This window comes from Pseudomonadota bacterium, assembly GCA_026388255.1.
GTDB lineage: Bacteria > Desulfobacterota > Syntrophorhabdia > Syntrophorhabdales > Syntrophorhabdaceae > JAPLKB01.
The window spans coordinates 1-16940 of the sequence record JAPLKC010000079.1; the positions used below are offsets into that span (position 1 = coordinate 1).

Sequence of the window (16940 nt, forward strand, 5' to 3'; positions counted from 1 at the left end):
ATAAATTCCTGAAATATTACGGGAAAGAAAAGCGTGAGATACCAAGGGCGTCCCTCTTGGAAACGAGAGTAATAGTGATGGAAGTAAAGAAGATGACAGCAAAAAGAGAATTGGAACCACATCAAAATGAGTTTTATGAATGGGAAAAGTAGTGCATAACAATCGGCTGCAGCGGATAGTGGCAAAAGGCGGCCACTCCCTCTGAGCCTTATGTTATATCAATACTGATCGAAACTTTTATGGGCTTGCGTTTTATAGTCCATTGGCGTATGATAGATTATGGTCATTATTGAAACCACGATATTCACAGAACGTATGCAAGAACTGATGACTGACGAAGAGTATCGATTGCTCCAACTTCACTTGGTTAACAAACCCGATGCGGGGAAGATCATGCCGGGAAGCGGTGGGCTCAGAAAGTTACGGTGGTCTGCCGGTGGTCACGGAAAAAGAGGAGGCATTAGAGTCATCTAATATTAGTTGTTGCCTCGGGATGCTATTCTTCTTCTCTACGCCTATCCGAAGAGTGAACAAGATGACCTCACTGCGGAACAGCTACGGCAAATCAAAAAGTTAGTAGAAAAGGAGTATTTATGAAGAAGGAGCTATTTGAAGAACTGGTTGAGAGCGTCAAACAGGGCGGTGTGATTCTCAAAAGCACAATAGAGGCTTCCCGGAGCACCGAGATTCCCGACTCCGAAGTGCGGAGTATACGGGAACGTTATGGTCTATCTCAAGACAAGTTTGCTTCTCTCCTCGGGATAAGCGTTGCTACTCTGCGCAACTGGGAACAAGGTCGTCGGAGGCCGGAAGGACCTGCCCGTGTATTGTTGAGGGTTGCTGCCGAACATCCAGAAGTCATATTGAGGAGTGCAAAGCACGAGAAAGTGACAAAACTGGCATAATAAGCTGCTGGAGCCAATCTACGGTACTGCAAAGGAGCTGCTATCAAACCAAAAGCGGGATACTGCATAAATTGCGACAACAGGCATGGCTGCAAGTCAAAAGATCCTCCATGCATTGCTGAGATGGTAGAAAACAACGTTACAAACATGTCAGGCAAACAATATCTGATTGAACAGAATAAAGCGGACAGGTGCAGGGATTGCTCATTTTTTCGCTCATGCTGGAACATAGAAGACTATAACCGCATTGATTTGTCGTAAGCCTTTGTATATAATAATAAAACAATTCAGGGGACGGTTCGGTTATGATAGAAAATGCCTATGTATGCTACGCTGATGTGCTTGGCTTCACCTCCAGGTTTATTTCCGGAGATCTGTCAAGCAAATATGACAAATTAATACAAATGGTTAATGATATCGAAGATCCGAGCATAACCGTTTTTCTTATGTCCGACAGCATCATAATCGTATCGTTAGAGTTTGAAAAATTCCGGGACACTGTAAAAGAGTTTTACACATGGGGGATACTCAACGATTTCTGGCTCAGAGGCGCCATCACAAAGGGGGATGTCACAAGGTACCATGAACGGGCCATGACCGAACAAAACCGGTTTATTCTTCCTTTCCTCGGCGATGGATATCTGAGGGCATATGCGATTGAAACAACAATGAACATATCCGGCATTGCAATAGATCAAAAATTCTTTGATTCGGACAATGCGAACCCGGGATTCATGAAGGGTGTTGATTATATCGAGCACGAAGAATACCTGCCAAAAGCGGGTTATGAAGGGAAAAAGAAGCTCCTCCTGCCCAAAGAACATTCCCTGCGTCAGGTTGTAGATACGATGTACTTTGAAGAAATGCTCGGATCCCACGTTGAAGATGTGGATAAGTACATCAACACCTTCTGTTTTTACATACGGCACCTTGTGGAACGCGTCAGCACTATAAACCTCATAGCCTTTGTAGAAAAGATTATAAAGGAGTTTGAACTACAGGGCGGGCGTATACTGATCCCTACCAAAATCGTGACTATTTTTATCGCAATGGTTGAGGGCTTGCTCAACCGCTACCGGTCGCCTGATAATTTGTATTATTCCAACCCTGACCAGCTTGAGATGCTTGTCGGCAAGATCATATCAGCCCTTAAAGAACAGGGATATCTTCCTGCCTTTGTCGATAACATGCTTGATTTTGATAAAAAAAGACGTACCACCATCTACAAAGAAATTAACAGCCTCAAATCACATGTACATTCATGAATCTTCCGTTCAAAACAGACTACTGAACCGCCTGCACGACCTCTGTCCGTCAGGTAAGCAATCCTGCAAAGTTTCCCGCTACACCAACTTAGCGTTTTATTACCAATAAAAGGCCATATAGTCCAAGATTTGTTGTCCGAAAAGGTGTTTAATTAATAAAATAAAAGGATTATCATAATACAGAGCGCTTATTTATGACGGTAAAGATTAAGGATTTAGATTTATGCTACATAATAATTTGGTGCTTTGATTTAGGGTAATCAACCTCTGACAATACGAACTAAATGATATTGTCAGAAAATGCATTAAAACCAAAAGGGAGGTTTGTTATGAAAAAGATTTTAGCAATAAGCACTTTATTTTTTGTTATGTTTTTTCTGACCACGAACGTTGGTCTGACACAAGGGACTTCGAAAATTGCAAAAGAACCTTATATAATCGGTGGAATCTTTCCGTTAACAGGGGGTTTATCATGGCTGGGAGTATACAAAAAGAAGGGGGCTGACCTCAAGGTGGAGTTGATTAACAAGGCTGGCGGCATCAATGGTCACCCGCTGGAGTTGATTTCCTATGATGACCAGTCGTCTCCTGAACAGGCGGCCAAGGTAGCTCAAAGACTGATATCCAAGGATAAAGCCATTGCTATAATAGGTACAGCAAGTGTGCCGGTCTCCGGTGCAGTTGCCTCCCTTGGCAACAAGTATAAGATCCCTGTCATCATAGGATCAGGCTACTCGGTAGACCCTGAGAAGGATAAGTTTATTTTTAATTCAGCCCACAAAACCGATTTTGCATGCGCGCGCCCTTTTCAGTACTTTAAGGGACAGGGAATCACAAAGGTAGCGCTTCTGATGCCCATAGGTTCTCTCGGTGAATTGGGAAGTAATCTGGCAAGGAAATATGCTCCTATGTATGGCATAACCATTATTGGCGAAGAAAAATTTGATATAAAAGCCCCCGATGTAACATCGCAGCTTGCCAAACTGCGCACGCTTAACCCGCAGGCAATCTTCTCCTTTTGTACAGGCGAGCCGGCAGCCCTTGTGGCGAGAAATATGTCACAGATGAATATGAATATTCCTTTGCTCGTGTCCCATGGCAATGCAAACCCGGGATTCCTTAAACTTGTATCCAACCTGACCATTCCTGTTATCGTGCCTGCAGGCAGAGCCGCAGCGCCCGAAGAGGTCCCGGATAATGATCCTTGCAAGAAAGTTGTAGTGGAGTTCAGCAAAGCCCATATGCAAAAGTACGGCGAACCGGCCAATTATTATTCAGCAGAAATGGTGGACGCCATTGACCTGATTGCAGCCGCTTTGAAGACTGCCGGATCTTCGGACGGAGAGAAGCTACGCGATGCCATTGAAAAAACTAAAGGCTTTGTCGGGATGCAGGGGATTTATAATTTTTCGCCAACCGACCACCATGGCACTGTCCTCGATGATATGATGGTTCTTGGAATAAAGAATGGGAAATGGATTGTGCTCCTTAAGTAAAGAGAAGCTTCTTAATGTCACATACAGGGAACATCAAATATTTTCAGGGGCAGGGATACATAAATGGGTGACATTTCACATCTCGTTCAGTTTTTCTTTAGTGGACTTACCACGGGTAGCATTTACGCCCTGATAGCTGTCAGCCTGGTAATTGTTTACAAGGTGTCGCAGTTAATCTGCTTCTCCCAGGGAGAGTTTTTTATTTTCGGGGCTCTAACCATGGTTACACTCACGTCCAAAGGGATCCCGATGCCCCTTGCTTTTGTCCTCTCCATTCTTATTACTATGGCCATCGGGGCGCTTATTCAACAGGCACTGATACGACCGATTCAGGGTTCCTCCATCGGGGCATTAATTGTTATGACAATCGCCATTTCCCTTGCGCTAAGAGGGTTGGCAATGTTGATTTGGGGCAGGGAATCACATATTCTCCGTCCATTCACGCAAGGTGCGCCACTACAGATCTTTGGTGCAACTCTTCAACTACAGGTATTCTGGATTGTCGGGATAACCGCCGTTATTCTGCTCCTTATATGGCTTTTTTTTGAAAAAACCTCTTTTGGAATAGCCATGCGGGCATGTGCGGAAAATCCCCTTGGGGCAAGCCTGATGGGCATTAGTGTCCAGAAGGCTGCGCTTTTTGCATGGGCATGGGGGTCCGGAATAGGGGCGTTGGCTGGTATTGCCGTTGCCCCTCTTATGTTCATGCAATATACCAGCGGGGTAATGCCCATGGTGAAGGGATTTATCGCTATGTCCATAGGGGGCTTGAGCAGCATTGTAGGATCTGTGATTGCCGGTCTCCTGCTCGGCATCATCGAGTCATATACAATAGGGGTTATTTCTTCCAAATTTTCTGATACCATTGTTTTCGCATTGCTGATGGTGGTTCTTATAGCGAGACCAAACGGGCTTTTCAGTAAATCATAGGCAGATATGATATGGAAAAAATAAGAAAAGCCTGGTGGTTGATCCCTGTAGTTCTTATTATTTTATATCCCGTAACCATTGGTGGAAAATCGGCTTACTGGAGCGGTATACTTGTTTTTGCCGGCATCTATGTTATTTTAGCGGTGGGCCTTGATTTGCTGATGGGCTTTACAGGCCAGATATCTGTTGGCCATGCGGCTTTTTTTGCGGTGGGCGCTTATACATCTGCTGTTCTGACGGTTAAATATGGTTTTTCACCTCTCCTTGCCATGTTTGTTGGTATGCTTTTAAGCGGAACCCTCGCATGGATGATTGGAAAACCTGTCCTGGCTCTGAAAGAGTACTACCTTGCTATGGCAACTCTTGCTTTTAACGAAATCATTATTACGCTTATTGTCGGTTTCGAAAACATAACCGGCGGCGCCTCGGGACTTCGCGACATTCCACCATTCAGCATATTCGGACTTGTTCTTGATAACCACCTCCATTACTATTACTTTGTGTGGGCAGTTGTTCTCATAGTTATTGCGTGCTCTGTACTCATTATACGTTCACCCTTCGGCAGAACTCTGGTCGCTATTCACAGCGACGAGGTAGCAGCGAGCACTTTCGGGGTTGATTGTGCGAAATATAAGACCCGCGTCTTTGTGCTTGCTAATGTTTTTGCTTCAATTGCAGGTTCTCTGTTTGCACATTACATGGGATTTATTGCTCCCGATGATTTTGGTGTTTCAACCTCTGTCAATATTCTTGTTATGCTTTTTCTGGGCGGGATAGGGACTATATATGGTCCAATTCTGGGGGCTATCTTCCTGAAGCTTCTTCCGGAGATAACCTATTTGGTACAGGATTATGAATTATTGCTGAACGGCGTTATCCTTATCATTGTCCTTGTTTTTATGCCGAAGGGCATGTATGGCATCTTCATGACGTTGAGAAACAGGATTTTTGCAAGGGTAGGTAAATGATAGAACAGGATGGTACGATTTTAAAAGTTGTTGATGTGCAAAAGAGTTTCGAAGGGGTACATGCAGTTGATCATGTGAGCTTCAGCATAAAAGAAGGCCAAATCAAGGCATTGATAGGACCCAACGGGGCCGGGAAAACTACGCTCCTCAATGCGATAAACGGCATAATACCTCCTGACAGCGGTCACATATTTTTACTCGGTCAAAACCTGGTGGGACTTAGAACTGACAAGATTGCTTTTCTCGGCCTTTCAAGGACCTTTCAGCTTGTGAGAATGTTTACTATAAATAACGCTACAGTTCTTGATAATGTTATGTTAGGCGCACATATGAGATTGAAACCGAGTCTGCTCGAGTCAATCTTCCTGCGGGGCAAGGTAGAAAAGGAAGAGAAATCGGCTCGCGAGAAAGCTTTAGAACTTCTGAAATTTGTGGGTCTTGAAAGAACAGCAGATGCTGTCCCAACAGCACTTTCTTTCGGCAACCAGCGTTTGGTTGAGCTTGCAAGGGCATTGATGACCGAACCCCGAATACTTTTACTCGATGAACCGGCCTCCGGCCTCAATGATACTGAAGTGGAGAATTTTATAAAGCTTCTACTCTCTATTCGGGATATGGGAATAACCATCCTTCTGGTGGAACACAATATGAAGCTTGTAATGAATATTGCCGACGATATTGTTGTTCTGGACTTCGGTAAAAAACTTGCAGAAGGCTCCCCGCAAGAGATCTGCGCCAATCCTGAGGTTATTGAAGCATACCTGGGAGTAACAAATAAAGAGTGTGATGTTAAAATATGATACTGAATGTTGAATATATATCAGCAGGTTATGGCAGGGTTCAGGTTTTAAAAGAGATTAACCTGGAAGTGGGAAGCGGTGAAATAGTATGTCTTGTTGGAGCTAACGGTGCAGGAAAGACGACACTTCTTAAGGTTATTTCCGGGATCATACCCTCGATACAAGGAAAATTATCTTTTGATGGCCAGGACATAACCAATCGTAAGCCTGATTACATAGTAAGGACGGGTCTAAGTCATGTGCCGGAAGGACGACAGATTTTTGCTGATCTTACAGTACGACAGAATCTTATACTTGGTGCATATGTACACAAACCGAAAAAAGAGGAAATGGAGAAGCTATTCAATTTTGTTTTTGACCTTTTCCCGATTCTTAAAACAAGGTTGACACAAAAAGCCGGGACTATGAGCGGAGGGGAACAGCAGATGCTCGCAATCGGGCGAGGCCTTATGTCCCAGCCAAAGCTTCTTCTCCTTGATGAACCATCTCTCGGCCTTGCGCCGCTTGTTGTAGAAATTATATTAAACATCATCCAGAGTCTCCGGTCTGCCGGTATTGCAATATTACTTATTGAACAGAATGTCAACGCTGCCCTTCAGATAGCAGATCGGGCATACGTCATGGAGACAGGCAGGATTGTCAGCCAGGGTAGTGCCAAAACACTGCTTGGGGATGATGAGGTAAGAAAAAGATATCTCGGCATGTAACAAATTTATAAAAGAAGGAGAAGCAATGTATTATGATCCTGATAGAAATGACCACGGCCTGCCTCATAATCCTTTCAAGTCCTGCGTTGTACCAAGACCGATTGGATGGATATCGACTATCAGTCCTGACGGATTTCACAACCTTGCGCCGTACAGCCAGTTCCAGAACCTGACATTTGACCCGCCTTATGTAATGTTTGCGGCAAACCAGAATACCCGGGGGATGCGGAAAGACTCTGTAATAAACGCCGAGCAGACAGGTGAGTTTGTCTATAATATGGCTACTTACGACTTGCGTGAGGCAATCAACCGCTCGGCAATGGAAGTGCCGCCGGAAACGGATGAGTTTGAACTGGCAGGCGTAACCAGAGCCCCCTCAATCAGGGTAAAACCCTGCCGGGTAGCCGAGTCCCCGGTTCAATTCGAGTGCCAATATTATCAGACGATACGGCTACCGGGCAAGGGGCTTATGGGCACAGTAGATATTATCATCGGCCGTGTAATTTTGGTACACATCAAAGATGATGCGATCAATACGGACGGGCGCCTCGATATCTTAAAGATCCGTCCATTGGCCCGCCTTGGTTATTACGACTATACAATTGTGGAGTCTATCTTCGAAATGGTAATCCCGGGAGAAAACGAGGACCTCCTCATCGGCCTCGAAGGTGCTGCAGAGAGCGCTCCCGTTGCGCGTAAAAAATAGGGCCATAATTTCCGGGAGATAACCTGTTTAGCCTCCGAATGTATTTGACTTATCACATAAACATTGTAAAATTAGTGCAGGATGTAAGGAAAGGGGGCATTGCAGCGAAATGCGCACAGCCAAGGACCGATTCATGGAAGAGGAGTTTCGTGTCGGAGGAATTTTCCCTTTATCAGGATACCTGTCCTGGAGCGGAGAATATAAGCGGAAGGCAGCCGAGTTAAAAATTAAGATGATCAACGAAGCCGGCGGCATTAACGGGTCTTGCCTCAGGCTGATAACATATGATGACCGGTCCTCCCCGGAGCAGGCAGCCAAGATAGCCGAGACACTGGTTTTCAAACATCGGGTGGTTGCTATGGTAGGTACAGGTTCACTCCCGATTTCTCATGCAGTAGCCCGTATAGCTAATAAGTACAAAGTCCCGTTATTTTTGAATTCCGGATATGCCATTGATCCTGTTAAGGACCTTTTTGTTTTTAATACTGCCCATAAAACCGAATTTGCAGTTGCATGTTCCTTTCAATATTTTTATGAAAAAGATATCAATAGAATTGCTCTCTTGATGCCCGCAGGCCCCCTTGGCAACCTGGGAAGCTGGCTGGGCCGGCGCCTGGGCAGCCAACTGGGTATTAAGATCGTCGGGGAGGAAAGGTTTGATGTCAGGTCACCGGACTTAACATCGCAATTAGAAAGACTGCGCAGTCTAAAACCGCTGGCGCTTTTTTCATTCGTTACAGGAGAACCGGCAGCGTGGGTGGCTAAAAAGATGGCGCAGATGGGTATGAATATACCCTTACTTGTGTCTCACGGCAACGCCAACCCTGGATTCCTGAAATTAGTTTCTCACATACCCGTACCGATTATCGTGCCATCAGGGAAGAGCATGGTTCTTGATTCTATTCCCGAGAGTGATCCCTGCAGGAATATCGTAATGGATTTTAATGCAAGGCACGTACAGTGTTACGGGGAGGCGGCCAACTATTATTCAGCCGAGTTAGCAGATGCTATCGATTTAGTGACCGAGGGTTTGAGGGTGGCAAGCTCGGACCCGGAGGAAATGCGCGATGCAGTTGAAAATATAAGAAAGTTTGTCGGGATGCAGGGCATTTACGATTTTTCACCGATTGACCACTACGGCACTCAGCTTGAACATATGGTTCTGCTAACCATTAAAGACGGCAAGTGGCAATTTGCTAAAGCGTTTTCATCAATAGCAATTTCTGAAAACACCCATACCAATCAGAAAACAGAGTTGATCTATCAACTCGCCGGCCTGTTGTCTAAACCTTGCCCCAATGGCCTTGATAAATCCGATCAGATTCCTGAGTTCAGAGAAATGGCAGCATCCATGGATAGCTTCAACTACACGAATGCCAAGTTTGGCCTTTATTCTGTCGTCAAACTTTACTGCCGGGAGAAACAGGAAATGATACGGGCTGTTCGGGAAGAAGATGTATTGAAGGCCAAACAAGCCCTTTATCGATTGCTGACTATTGCACTTTCGCAACATTTTGAAAATCTTGAAATCCTTAAAATCTCTGTATTGGAACTTTTCCTCGCGTTGTTTGACACAGCGGTAGATGAAGGGGCCGATTTTGACAGATTGGTAAAACTTAAACACAATTTTACTGCAGAGTGGGAAAATGTGAGAGACCGGGAGACGCTTTGCATTTGGATTATCAGGGTACTCGATAGAACAATGGACAGCCTTTCCAAAAGAATGCGAGACAAGAACCTCGGGCTGTTAAAGAAAGTCTTCCGTTTCATTGAGGCCGGTTATGCCGATAATATGACAGTAGACCAGATAGCACATGAAGTTTGTCTAAGTAAGTCACGCCTCATCCACCGGATGAAAAGCCAGTATGGTTTAACATTGAGTGATTGCATTGCAAAGGTAAGAATAGAAAAAGCAAAAGCAATGCTGAAAAATACGGATATGTCTATCAGCAAAATTGCACACGAAGTAGGCTATGGAGACCAAAGCTACTTTACGAAAGTCTTTAAAAAAAACTTGAACTGTACCCCCAAGGATTTCAGGGGGAGTACCCTTAAGTTTTTAGTTGCTGTTGAAAACTGAAGTCAAAATGGTATGAGCCCCTCTAATGGACTTTGTATACCTTTATGTTGTTTGCCTGCTGTTTTTTATAAGACGTTTGACTTTATCAAGTAGTTCATGCTTCTCCTCTTCGGGGAAACCCTTCAGCATTGCATGCATGTACTCGTCCCGTTCATTTTCTATGCTTATAAGGGTTGTTTTTCCTTTTGAAGTAATTTCAAGTATGGTTACCCGATCATCAGTAGGATCGGATTTTCTTACGATAAAGCCATTATTCTCCAGCCTCTTGGCAATGCCGGTCATATTGGCGCCAGGGACAAGCATGATACGACTTACCTCGGTAATTCTGCACTGGCCATCGCCTGAAGCATCCAGTACTCTCAGCACATTATACTGCGGGAAGGAAAGGTCGTGTTTCCTGAAAATAGAAGATACCACCCTTTTAAATGTCTCTGCTGCTCTTACAAATGACATCAGCACATTCTCATCAGCACTCAGGCGGCTTCGATAATTGTTCGTTCCCATATTTTCACCTCAACTGACCATTGTTAGTTTATTCAGCAGCCAAGTTTATTATACCAGCTTACAGAACTGTATTCCAGATAAAAAAACAATATATTGATAGTTAATGTATTGACATTAATTTCCCAATATGATATCAAAAATATATGGATAGCACATGGCTATTAAAATCGGTTTATCTGCAAGCATATCAGACGTCGGAAAAGAAATTTCAATTACGGCAGGATTTGGTTAAAAGATGATGGCAACAAAAAATAAGCAGAAATAAAGTCAAGAACAAGGAGGTACAATGCGAACCAAGAATGAACTTGCAAAAATTGTTGGCAAGGATTACGTGAGTGACAGCAAGGAAGATTGCGCAAAGTATTCACAGGATCAGAGCCTTCTTCCTCCGGGAATGCCCGAAGCCGTTGTATGGCCGGGAAGCTCGGAAGAAGTAGGGAAAGTTGTAGCATGGTGTAATGAAAATAACATGCCTGTTGTTCCTGTCAGCTCAAAAGTACACTTCCACGGGTGCACAATACCCAAACAGGGCGGCATCGTAGTCGATCTCTCAAGGATGAACAAGATTCTGGAAATAGATACAGACAATCGACTGGTAAGGTTTGAACCGGGCGTGACATGGGAACAGCTTGTAGGAGAACTTGCAAGAAAGGGTTTGAGGCCGATTATGCCGCTGCTTCCACCTGGAGACCGCTCTCCCCTCACCGACACGCTTGAACGGGAAGTGCCGACAAACGTAGTATATGATTACGGTGAACCTATGCAGTCCATTGAGGTTGTCTGGCCGAACGGTGAAGTCTTCAGATGCGGTTCTGCGAGCGTAAACGGTTTCCCTGATTCTAAATCAAGAGGGGCAAACCCATCAGGACCCGGTCTTGATTTTTACCGGTTTTTTCAAGGCGCACAGGGTACAATGGGCATCGTCACCTGGACAAGCTTAAAGGCTGAATCGATCCCGAAGATAGACAAAATCTTTTTTGCCCCTGTCGATGACCTGACTTATGCAATGGATTTTCTCTACCGTATCCTGCCGCGAAGAATCGGTCAGGAATGCCTCCTTCTAAATAATGTTGATCTTGCTGCAATCGCAGCGGGCAAAGGGCTTGGAGATTTTGAAAGCCTCTGCGCCAAACTGCCCCCATGGACGCTCATACTGGTTATAAGCGGTTTGTTGAGAAGGCCGGAAGAAAAGATAGCTTACGAGGAAAATTTCCTTTCTCAAGTTTTAAAAAACGAATTCCCGAAGATGGGTCTCGTAGACAACCTTCCAGGTTTTCCCGGTCTTGGAAGACAGCTTCTACCCATGCTGAGAAAACCATGGCCCTCAGATGTCCCTTACTGGAAAAACAGCATCAGGGGCGGGTGCCAGAATCTCTTCTTCATTACCAAACCAAACCAGGTCCCTGAATTTATGGATATAATGGAAATGGTGGCTGCCAGATACGGCTATCCAGTATCTGATATCGGAAGCTATATCCAGCCCATAGAGCACAACCGCGCCTGTCAGGTAGAATTCAGCTTTTTCTATGACCCGGAAGACGCCAATGAAAAAGCCTTTGTGGCCGACCTTTATCTTGAAGCTGCAAAAGCCATGTTGAATGAAGGGGCTTTCTTTCCAAGGCCATATGGAGAACTCTCCTCGATAATTTACGAGCGCGCTGCCAGCTATACGATGACACTCAAGCGGTTAAAAGGGGTATTTGACCCGAACAATATTATGAACCCTGGAAATTTGTGCTTCTAAGGAGGATGAAATGCGAAAAGACGAGATGTATGACACGCCAAAAAAGAAAGTAGCTTTAGATGTAAATGATTTAAATAACTTTGTCTACGACATGGACCATTGTATTAAATGCAAGGGATGCTATTGGGTTGAACATACCTATATGCCGGGCGTAAACTTTTCCACAAGGTGTCCGAGCAATTTATGGAATGATTTTGACTCTTACGGCGCTTTTGGAAAGATGCGGATAGGTCTGGCTCTTAATGAAGGAAAGCTCCAATGGACAGATAAACTTCTCGAGATCATATATGCCGACCCGCTGTGCGGCGCCTGTGATGTAGGCTGCAAACGTAACCTAGACCTGGAAATAGAACTTACGCTCGAAGCTTTAAGGGTTAAGGCGGTAAAGGATGGAGCAGGCCCCATGCCGGTACATAAGAAGATTGCAAAAAATATAGCCTCAAAACACAATCAGTTCGGATCACCAAGTGATAATAGAAAAAAATGGCTCGCAAAGGATATTAATGTTGCAGAAAAGGCAGACATGCTGTACTTTGCCGGTTGCTCTGCCTCATACGCAAATCCTGATATAGCAAAGGCAACAGCAAAAGTATTGAACGCTTCGGGCAACAAATTTATGCTTATGCAGGAAGAATGGTGTTGCGGAAACACGCTCTATTCGGTCGGCATGATAGATGATGCAAGGGAGCTTGCGAAACGCAACATAGATGCAGTAAAGGCATCAGGCGCAAAGACCCTGGTAACGAGCTGTGCCGAATGCTACCGCATGTGGAAGGTGGATTATCCGAAGATGCTCAATATCGCCACTGCTGACCTTGGTTTCAAGGTATTGCATTTGATTGAGGTTGCCGATGAGGCAATCAAAAACGGCAAGCTTAAATTAACAAAACCCGTGGATGTCCGGTTCACCTACCACGATTCATGTGGTGTAAGCCGGCTTTCAGACCCCTGGACACCATGGAACGGCGAGCGTGGCTGGATGGGTACGGTAAGCCCTGCGCTTAAAAGAAGACGCGGGACAACAGGATTATACACTCAATCAAGGAATATATTGAATGCCATCCCCGGCGCCAAATTTGTTGAAATGCCGAGGATAAGAGAAAATGCATTTTGCTGCGGAGCAGGCAGAGGTACAAAAGAGGCATTTCCGGATCTTGCAAAGTTTGCGGCAAATCACCGGCTGGATGAGGTAAAATCGGTTAGCGCTGAAGTTCTTGTGTCTGCATGCCCCTGGTGTAAAAGCAATTTCAACGATGCAGTTAAAGAGAACGGGGACAATGTGAAGATAATGGATATTTCTGAGATTATCCTTGCTTCAGTGGAAATATAAGGAGGCAGACTATGAGTATACAAAAACAAGCATATAAAGCGTTAGAAATGGTAGTAGGTTCCAAGTATATCTCCGACGATCCGGCCATCTGCGAAGGCTACAGGTCAGGACCGGGCGGATATGAAAGCGGTCTCGGATACGAAAGGGTGATGACCACAATCCCCGGCACTGTTGTTTTGCCGAGAACTACCGAAGAAGTACAGAAGATTGTCAAAATATGCAACCGCTACAAAGTAGCTTACGTGCCTTACAGCACGGGTTTTTACGGACCTCGTTCCCACTGCCATGTGGAAAACGAACTATTGATTGACTTAAAAAGGATGAATGATTTTGAGATAGATGAAAAGCATTTTTATATCGTTGTGGGCTCCGGCGTGGTCTATTCCCCGATTCAGCAGGAAGCGTTGAATAAAGGCGCCTACGTTGTTATCGGCGGAGGCGGCGCCCAGGCTTCGGCCATTGCAAACCTGATCGGCGACGGCTGGTCTCCTCTTAGTCACAGGATAGGACTTCCGCACAGGCGCATCCTCGGAACGGAGCTTGTGCTTCCTGACGGTGAAGTGGTCAGGATGGGCTCTCTTGCAGAAGGGAGCGATCCTTTCTGGGGTGATGGACCCGGACCTGATCTAAGGGGACTCTTGAGGGGTTTCACAGGACTTCGCGGATGTCTCGGTATTGTTACGAAGATGGCCATAAAGACACTTCCTTTCCAGCCTGAACCGCTTGTGCCTACCGGCATTGCGCCAAATACCGCACTTGCCCTGCCGCCAAAGCGCGTCAAATGGGTAAACTTTCAGATGCCGAGCAAGGCTGCCCAGGTTAAAGCTATGTTTGAAGTCGGCAAGGCTGAGATTGCCGGCGCTGTAACAAAGGTTCCTCTTTTCTGGCGTGCCATTGCCAAGGCCGAGTGCAAAGAGGAATTCTGGGAAATCTGGGGTAAGGAAACAGAAGAAACAATCAAAAATTTCTTTATCGTCCGCGTACTGCTCGTTGGCTATACTTCTGAAGAGCAGATGCAGTATGATGAAAATGTGTTAAATGATATTATGACAGAACTGGGCGGTATTCCACGTCCAACAAAACCCTCCGATGAGTCGTGGATCAAGAACGCCGATTCGGCAGGTATGTGGCTCATGTGCGGCTCCTACGTATCCGTTGACTACATCATCGAATCGCTCTCACAGGCAACCCAGCACGGAGAGCACTATGCAGACCTCAAGAGAAAATATACACCGCCCCTTATGCCTGATAATGGCGATCCGGGATGGTTCCAGAGTTTTGAGCTTGGACATCAGGGTTACTCTGAATTCCTCGTTTACTGGGATCAGGATGAAGATACCACCGGTGTTGACCAGTTCTATCTTGAGACAGCAAAAATGAACATAAGAGAAAGATTCTATACGTCCTTGCTGGGACCTCACCAGCCTCTCTATCTGACAGGGCCCAAGTACGGCCCTAATTATCATGAATGGCTCCTGAAAGTAAAAGATGCATTTGATCCGCTGTGGGTATGTCACCCGCCGGTACCTCTTGCACATGATGATTTCGTTAATCGTGCAGAGTGGATGCACCCGTTGAAAGACTGGGAAAGCCCGAAAAAGCTGCCCATGCCTAAGTGGTAATCAACCTCCTTTAATAAAAAAACGCCTTTCCCTGCCCCGGGAAAGGCGTTTTTTGTTACAGGGGCTCGCTCCATTCCCTCTACCGGCAAAGCCACGACCCGCAAGTGGGCAGCCCGGCGTCATATACCTCTTTCTATAAGCTCAACAAGCAGTCTGTCTCCCAGCATAAAGAATGCAATCTTCGAAACATCTTTGCACTCCCTTTTAAGGTTTTCATCATAGGCTGCACAGTCCTCTGGAGGGTTGACCATTTTAAAACCTTTTTCAACAAGGTTCTTTGATGTATTCTCGATATCATCCACCTCAAAACACAGATGGTGTAAACCTCCTCCCCTTTTTTTGAGAAAATTTGTTATAGGTGATATATCGTGTGTCGGCTCAAGAACCTCTATATAAATATCGTCCTTTCTGCCTACATTTATGAAGGATGCCGATGCCTTCTGACTCGGGTTTTCTAAAGGGTCTGTTATCTCTGTAAGGCCTAACGCACGGAATAGCTCCACATAACGGGTTATATCGTTGGTAACAAATCCGATATGGTCGAGCTTGATCACAGCTAACCCCTTAATTGTCAGTGTTTCAGTCTGTTTTTTAACTCTTTGACCAATGCGATATTTTCAAGATGCCCTGTCTGTCTTGCCGTAACCTTGCCAATGATAGGCCGGTTAAGAAGATACAAGTCTCCGATCAGGTCAAGGATTTTGTGTCTTACAAACTCGTCCTCAAACCTGAGCTTTGTATTAATAACACCTTGATCATTCAGGATAATGAAATTACTTATCCTCCCACCCGAACCAAGACCCATATTCTGAAGTTTTTCAAAATCCTTAAGAAAGCCAAAGGTCCGTGCAGGCGCTATATCTTTGAAAAAAGATTCTTTATCGCAAACAAAACAATATCTCTGGGTGCCTATGGGTTTTGGATGCTCAAGGGTATAATCGATCTCAAACACATCTGATGGTTCAATGGACAGGTATTTTCCATCAGGGAGCATTGAAAGGCCGATGGTCTCCTGAATTCGTAGCGGTTCAACACCCTCTTCCTGCTCAATCACCCCTGCTTCTTCTATTTTTTTGCATATCTCAATAGAGGAACCGTCAAATATAGGCACCTCCTCGCTTACTTTTATTAGGAGATTGGTAATGCCGTACATATGCAATGTTGCAAGGAGATGTTCAATAGTTCTCACAATGCAATTCTTACCTTTGACAGATGATGCGTAGCCAACGGAAAACACGTAATCTATATAAGCAGGGATGCGCTCTCCATCGGGTATATGCTCGAACATAATGCCTGTGTCTTCCGGCATGGGCATGAGTATCATGCCTGTTTTTACGCCTGAGTGAAGTCCTACTCCATAAGCAACAATGCTCTTGCCTATGGTCTTTTGTTTATATATATCAACTCCCTTTGCAACTCCGATCTTGAAATCTGCCGCCTTGTTCACCGTGCCGGTCTCACCGGCAATGCCCCGCGAGATTACCTCAAGCACCTTGTCTATAGACAGAGGCTTTTCAAGAAAATCGTAGGCGCCTATTTTCACAGCCTCTACGGCTGTAGAGATCGTTCCGTGTCCTGATATGACAATCACCATGGCATTCCGGTCCTTTTTCTTAATTCGCTTCAGCACCTGCAGACCATCCATTTCGGGCATCCACACATCAAGGATAACTACCCCGGGTTTTTCCCGGTCAAATATGGCAAGTCCCTCTTTGGCATCCGCTGTCTTAAAGACCTGGAAACCTTCATCCTCGAGAATGGATGAAAGACTGTCTAATATAGCCTTTTCATCATCAATAATGAGCACTTTAGTCATGGGTGATATTGTACTTGAAACGACAGTAATTTACAACGGGATAACATAACTGTTTACAACTTATTAA

At 45.1% G+C, this 16940-nt stretch carries 16 protein-coding genes; 13 read left to right on the forward strand and 3 right to left on the reverse strand.

What is annotated here, in order from left to right; all coding sequences use genetic code 11:
- Window positions 1–593: 593 nt before the first annotated feature.
- The 10 genes from NT178_08940 (at window position 594) to NT178_08985 (ending at window position 9857) form a co-directional block, all read left to right on the forward strand.
- A complete protein-coding gene (locus NT178_08940; GenBank protein ID MCX5812654.1) occupies window positions 594–905 on the forward strand; it encodes a helix-turn-helix domain-containing protein in 312 nt (103 codons plus the stop codon).
- A gap of 123 nt (window positions 906–1028) precedes the next feature.
- Window positions 1029–1166, forward strand: a complete 138-nt coding sequence (locus tag NT178_08945; protein ID MCX5812655.1) for a hypothetical protein — start codon at window positions 1029–1031, stop codon at window positions 1164–1166.
- Window positions 1167–1210: 44 nt separating this feature from the next.
- On the forward strand, window positions 1211–2170 hold the full coding sequence (locus NT178_08950; GenBank protein ID MCX5812656.1) for a hypothetical protein: 960 nt from the start codon (window positions 1211–1213) through the stop codon (window positions 2168–2170).
- A 329-nt stretch (window positions 2171–2499) separates the two neighbouring features.
- Window positions 2500–3666, forward strand: a complete 1167-nt coding sequence (locus tag NT178_08955) for an ABC transporter substrate-binding protein (GenBank protein MCX5812657.1) — start codon at window positions 2500–2502, stop codon at window positions 3664–3666.
- 63 nt (window positions 3667–3729) lie between these two features.
- Window positions 3730–4596, forward strand: a complete 867-nt coding sequence (locus NT178_08960) for a branched-chain amino acid ABC transporter permease (protein ID MCX5812658.1) — start codon at window positions 3730–3732, stop codon at window positions 4594–4596.
- 11 nt (window positions 4597–4607) lie between these two features.
- A complete protein-coding gene (locus NT178_08965) occupies window positions 4608–5564 on the forward strand; it encodes a branched-chain amino acid ABC transporter permease (protein MCX5812659.1) in 957 nt (318 codons plus the stop codon).
- On the forward strand, window positions 5561–6364 hold the full coding sequence (locus tag NT178_08970; protein ID MCX5812660.1) for an ABC transporter ATP-binding protein: 804 nt from the start codon (window positions 5561–5563) through the stop codon (window positions 6362–6364). Before NT178_08965 ends, NT178_08970 begins: the two co-directional genes overlap by 4 nt.
- Window positions 6364–7071, forward strand: coding sequence for an ABC transporter ATP-binding protein (locus tag NT178_08975; GenBank protein MCX5812661.1), 708 nt, complete (start codon window positions 6364–6366; stop codon window positions 7069–7071). Before NT178_08970 ends, NT178_08975 begins: the two co-directional genes overlap by 1 nt.
- Window positions 7072–7096: 25 nt before the next feature.
- The gene (locus NT178_08980) at window positions 7097–7777 is read left to right on the forward strand and encodes a flavin reductase family protein (GenBank protein ID MCX5812662.1); all 681 of its coding nucleotides are present in this window, start codon (window positions 7097–7099) and stop codon (window positions 7775–7777) included.
- A gap of 109 nt (window positions 7778–7886) precedes the next feature.
- On the forward strand, window positions 7887–9857 hold the full coding sequence (locus NT178_08985; protein MCX5812663.1) for an ABC transporter substrate-binding protein: 1971 nt from the start codon (window positions 7887–7889) through the stop codon (window positions 9855–9857).
- 42 nt (window positions 9858–9899) lie between these two features.
- Here the strand turns inward: NT178_08985 and NT178_08990 are convergent, their stop codons facing one another.
- Window positions 9900–10361, reverse strand: a complete 462-nt coding sequence (locus tag NT178_08990) for a MarR family transcriptional regulator (protein ID MCX5812664.1) — start codon at window positions 10359–10361, stop codon at window positions 9900–9902.
- Window positions 10362–10647: 286 nt separating this feature from the next.
- Here NT178_08990 and NT178_08995 point away from each other — a divergent pair, with 286 nt between their 5' ends.
- From NT178_08995 to NT178_09005, 3 genes are read left to right on the forward strand one after another with little or no spacing between them, the layout of a single operon-like run.
- A complete protein-coding gene (locus NT178_08995) occupies window positions 10648–12105 on the forward strand; it encodes an FAD-binding oxidoreductase (protein ID MCX5812665.1) in 1458 nt (485 codons plus the stop codon).
- Between the two features lie 10 nt (window positions 12106–12115).
- Window positions 12116–13435: a (Fe-S)-binding protein gene (locus NT178_09000; GenBank protein MCX5812666.1), complete on the forward strand. Its 1320-nt coding sequence runs from the start codon at window positions 12116–12118 to the stop codon at window positions 13433–13435.
- Window positions 13436–13446: 11 nt separating this feature from the next.
- Window positions 13447–15057 (forward strand): FAD-binding oxidoreductase, encoded by a 1611-nt coding sequence (locus NT178_09005; protein MCX5812667.1) that lies wholly within the window; start codon window positions 13447–13449, stop codon window positions 15055–15057.
- 119 nt (window positions 15058–15176) lie between these two features.
- Here NT178_09005 and NT178_09010 read toward each other — a convergent pair whose 3' ends face one another.
- Together NT178_09010 and lpxC are read right to left on the reverse strand one after the other, a co-directional pair.
- Entirely contained in the window at window positions 15177–15611 is a 435-nt protein-coding gene (locus NT178_09010) for a VOC family protein (GenBank protein ID MCX5812668.1), read from the reverse strand.
- A gap of 17 nt (window positions 15612–15628) precedes the next feature.
- A complete protein-coding gene (lpxC, locus tag NT178_09015) occupies window positions 15629–16873 on the reverse strand; it encodes a UDP-3-O-acyl-N-acetylglucosamine deacetylase (GenBank protein MCX5812669.1) in 1245 nt (414 codons plus the stop codon).
- Window positions 16874–16940: the final 67 nt, after the last annotated feature.

What these genes read in the sequence shown, in the direction of transcription:
- NT178_08985 (MCX5812663.1), top strand. Translation starts at nt 7,887, where the DNA reads ATGCGCACAGCCAAGGACCGATTCATGGAAGAGGAGTTTCGTGTCGGA.
- NT178_08990 (MCX5812664.1), bottom strand. Translation starts at nt 10,361, where the DNA reads ATGGGAACGAACAATTATCGAAGCCGCCTGAGTGCTGATGAGAATGTG.
- NT178_08940 (MCX5812654.1), top strand. Translation starts at nt 594, where the DNA reads ATGAAGAAGGAGCTATTTGAAGAACTGGTTGAGAGCGTCAAACAGGGC.
- NT178_08955 (MCX5812657.1), top strand. Translation starts at nt 2,500, where the DNA reads ATGAAAAAGATTTTAGCAATAAGCACTTTATTTTTTGTTATGTTTTTT.
- NT178_08970 (MCX5812660.1), top strand. Translation starts at nt 5,561, where the DNA reads ATGATAGAACAGGATGGTACGATTTTAAAAGTTGTTGATGTGCAAAAG.
- NT178_09000 (MCX5812666.1), top strand. Translation starts at nt 12,116, where the DNA reads ATGCGAAAAGACGAGATGTATGACACGCCAAAAAAGAAAGTAGCTTTA.
- NT178_08995 (MCX5812665.1), top strand. Translation starts at nt 10,648, where the DNA reads ATGCGAACCAAGAATGAACTTGCAAAAATTGTTGGCAAGGATTACGTG.
- NT178_08965 (MCX5812659.1), top strand. Translation starts at nt 4,608, where the DNA reads ATGGAAAAAATAAGAAAAGCCTGGTGGTTGATCCCTGTAGTTCTTATT.
- NT178_08950 (MCX5812656.1), top strand. Translation starts at nt 1,211, where the DNA reads ATGATAGAAAATGCCTATGTATGCTACGCTGATGTGCTTGGCTTCACC.
- NT178_08980 (MCX5812662.1), top strand. Translation starts at nt 7,097, where the DNA reads ATGTATTATGATCCTGATAGAAATGACCACGGCCTGCCTCATAATCCT.
- NT178_08945 (MCX5812655.1), top strand. Translation starts at nt 1,029, where the DNA reads ATGGTAGAAAACAACGTTACAAACATGTCAGGCAAACAATATCTGATT.
- NT178_09005 (MCX5812667.1), top strand. Translation starts at nt 13,447, where the DNA reads ATGAGTATACAAAAACAAGCATATAAAGCGTTAGAAATGGTAGTAGGT.
- lpxC (MCX5812669.1), bottom strand. Translation starts at nt 16,873, where the DNA reads ATGACTAAAGTGCTCATTATTGATGATGAAAAGGCTATATTAGACAGT.
- NT178_08960 (MCX5812658.1), top strand. Translation starts at nt 3,730, where the DNA reads ATGGGTGACATTTCACATCTCGTTCAGTTTTTCTTTAGTGGACTTACC.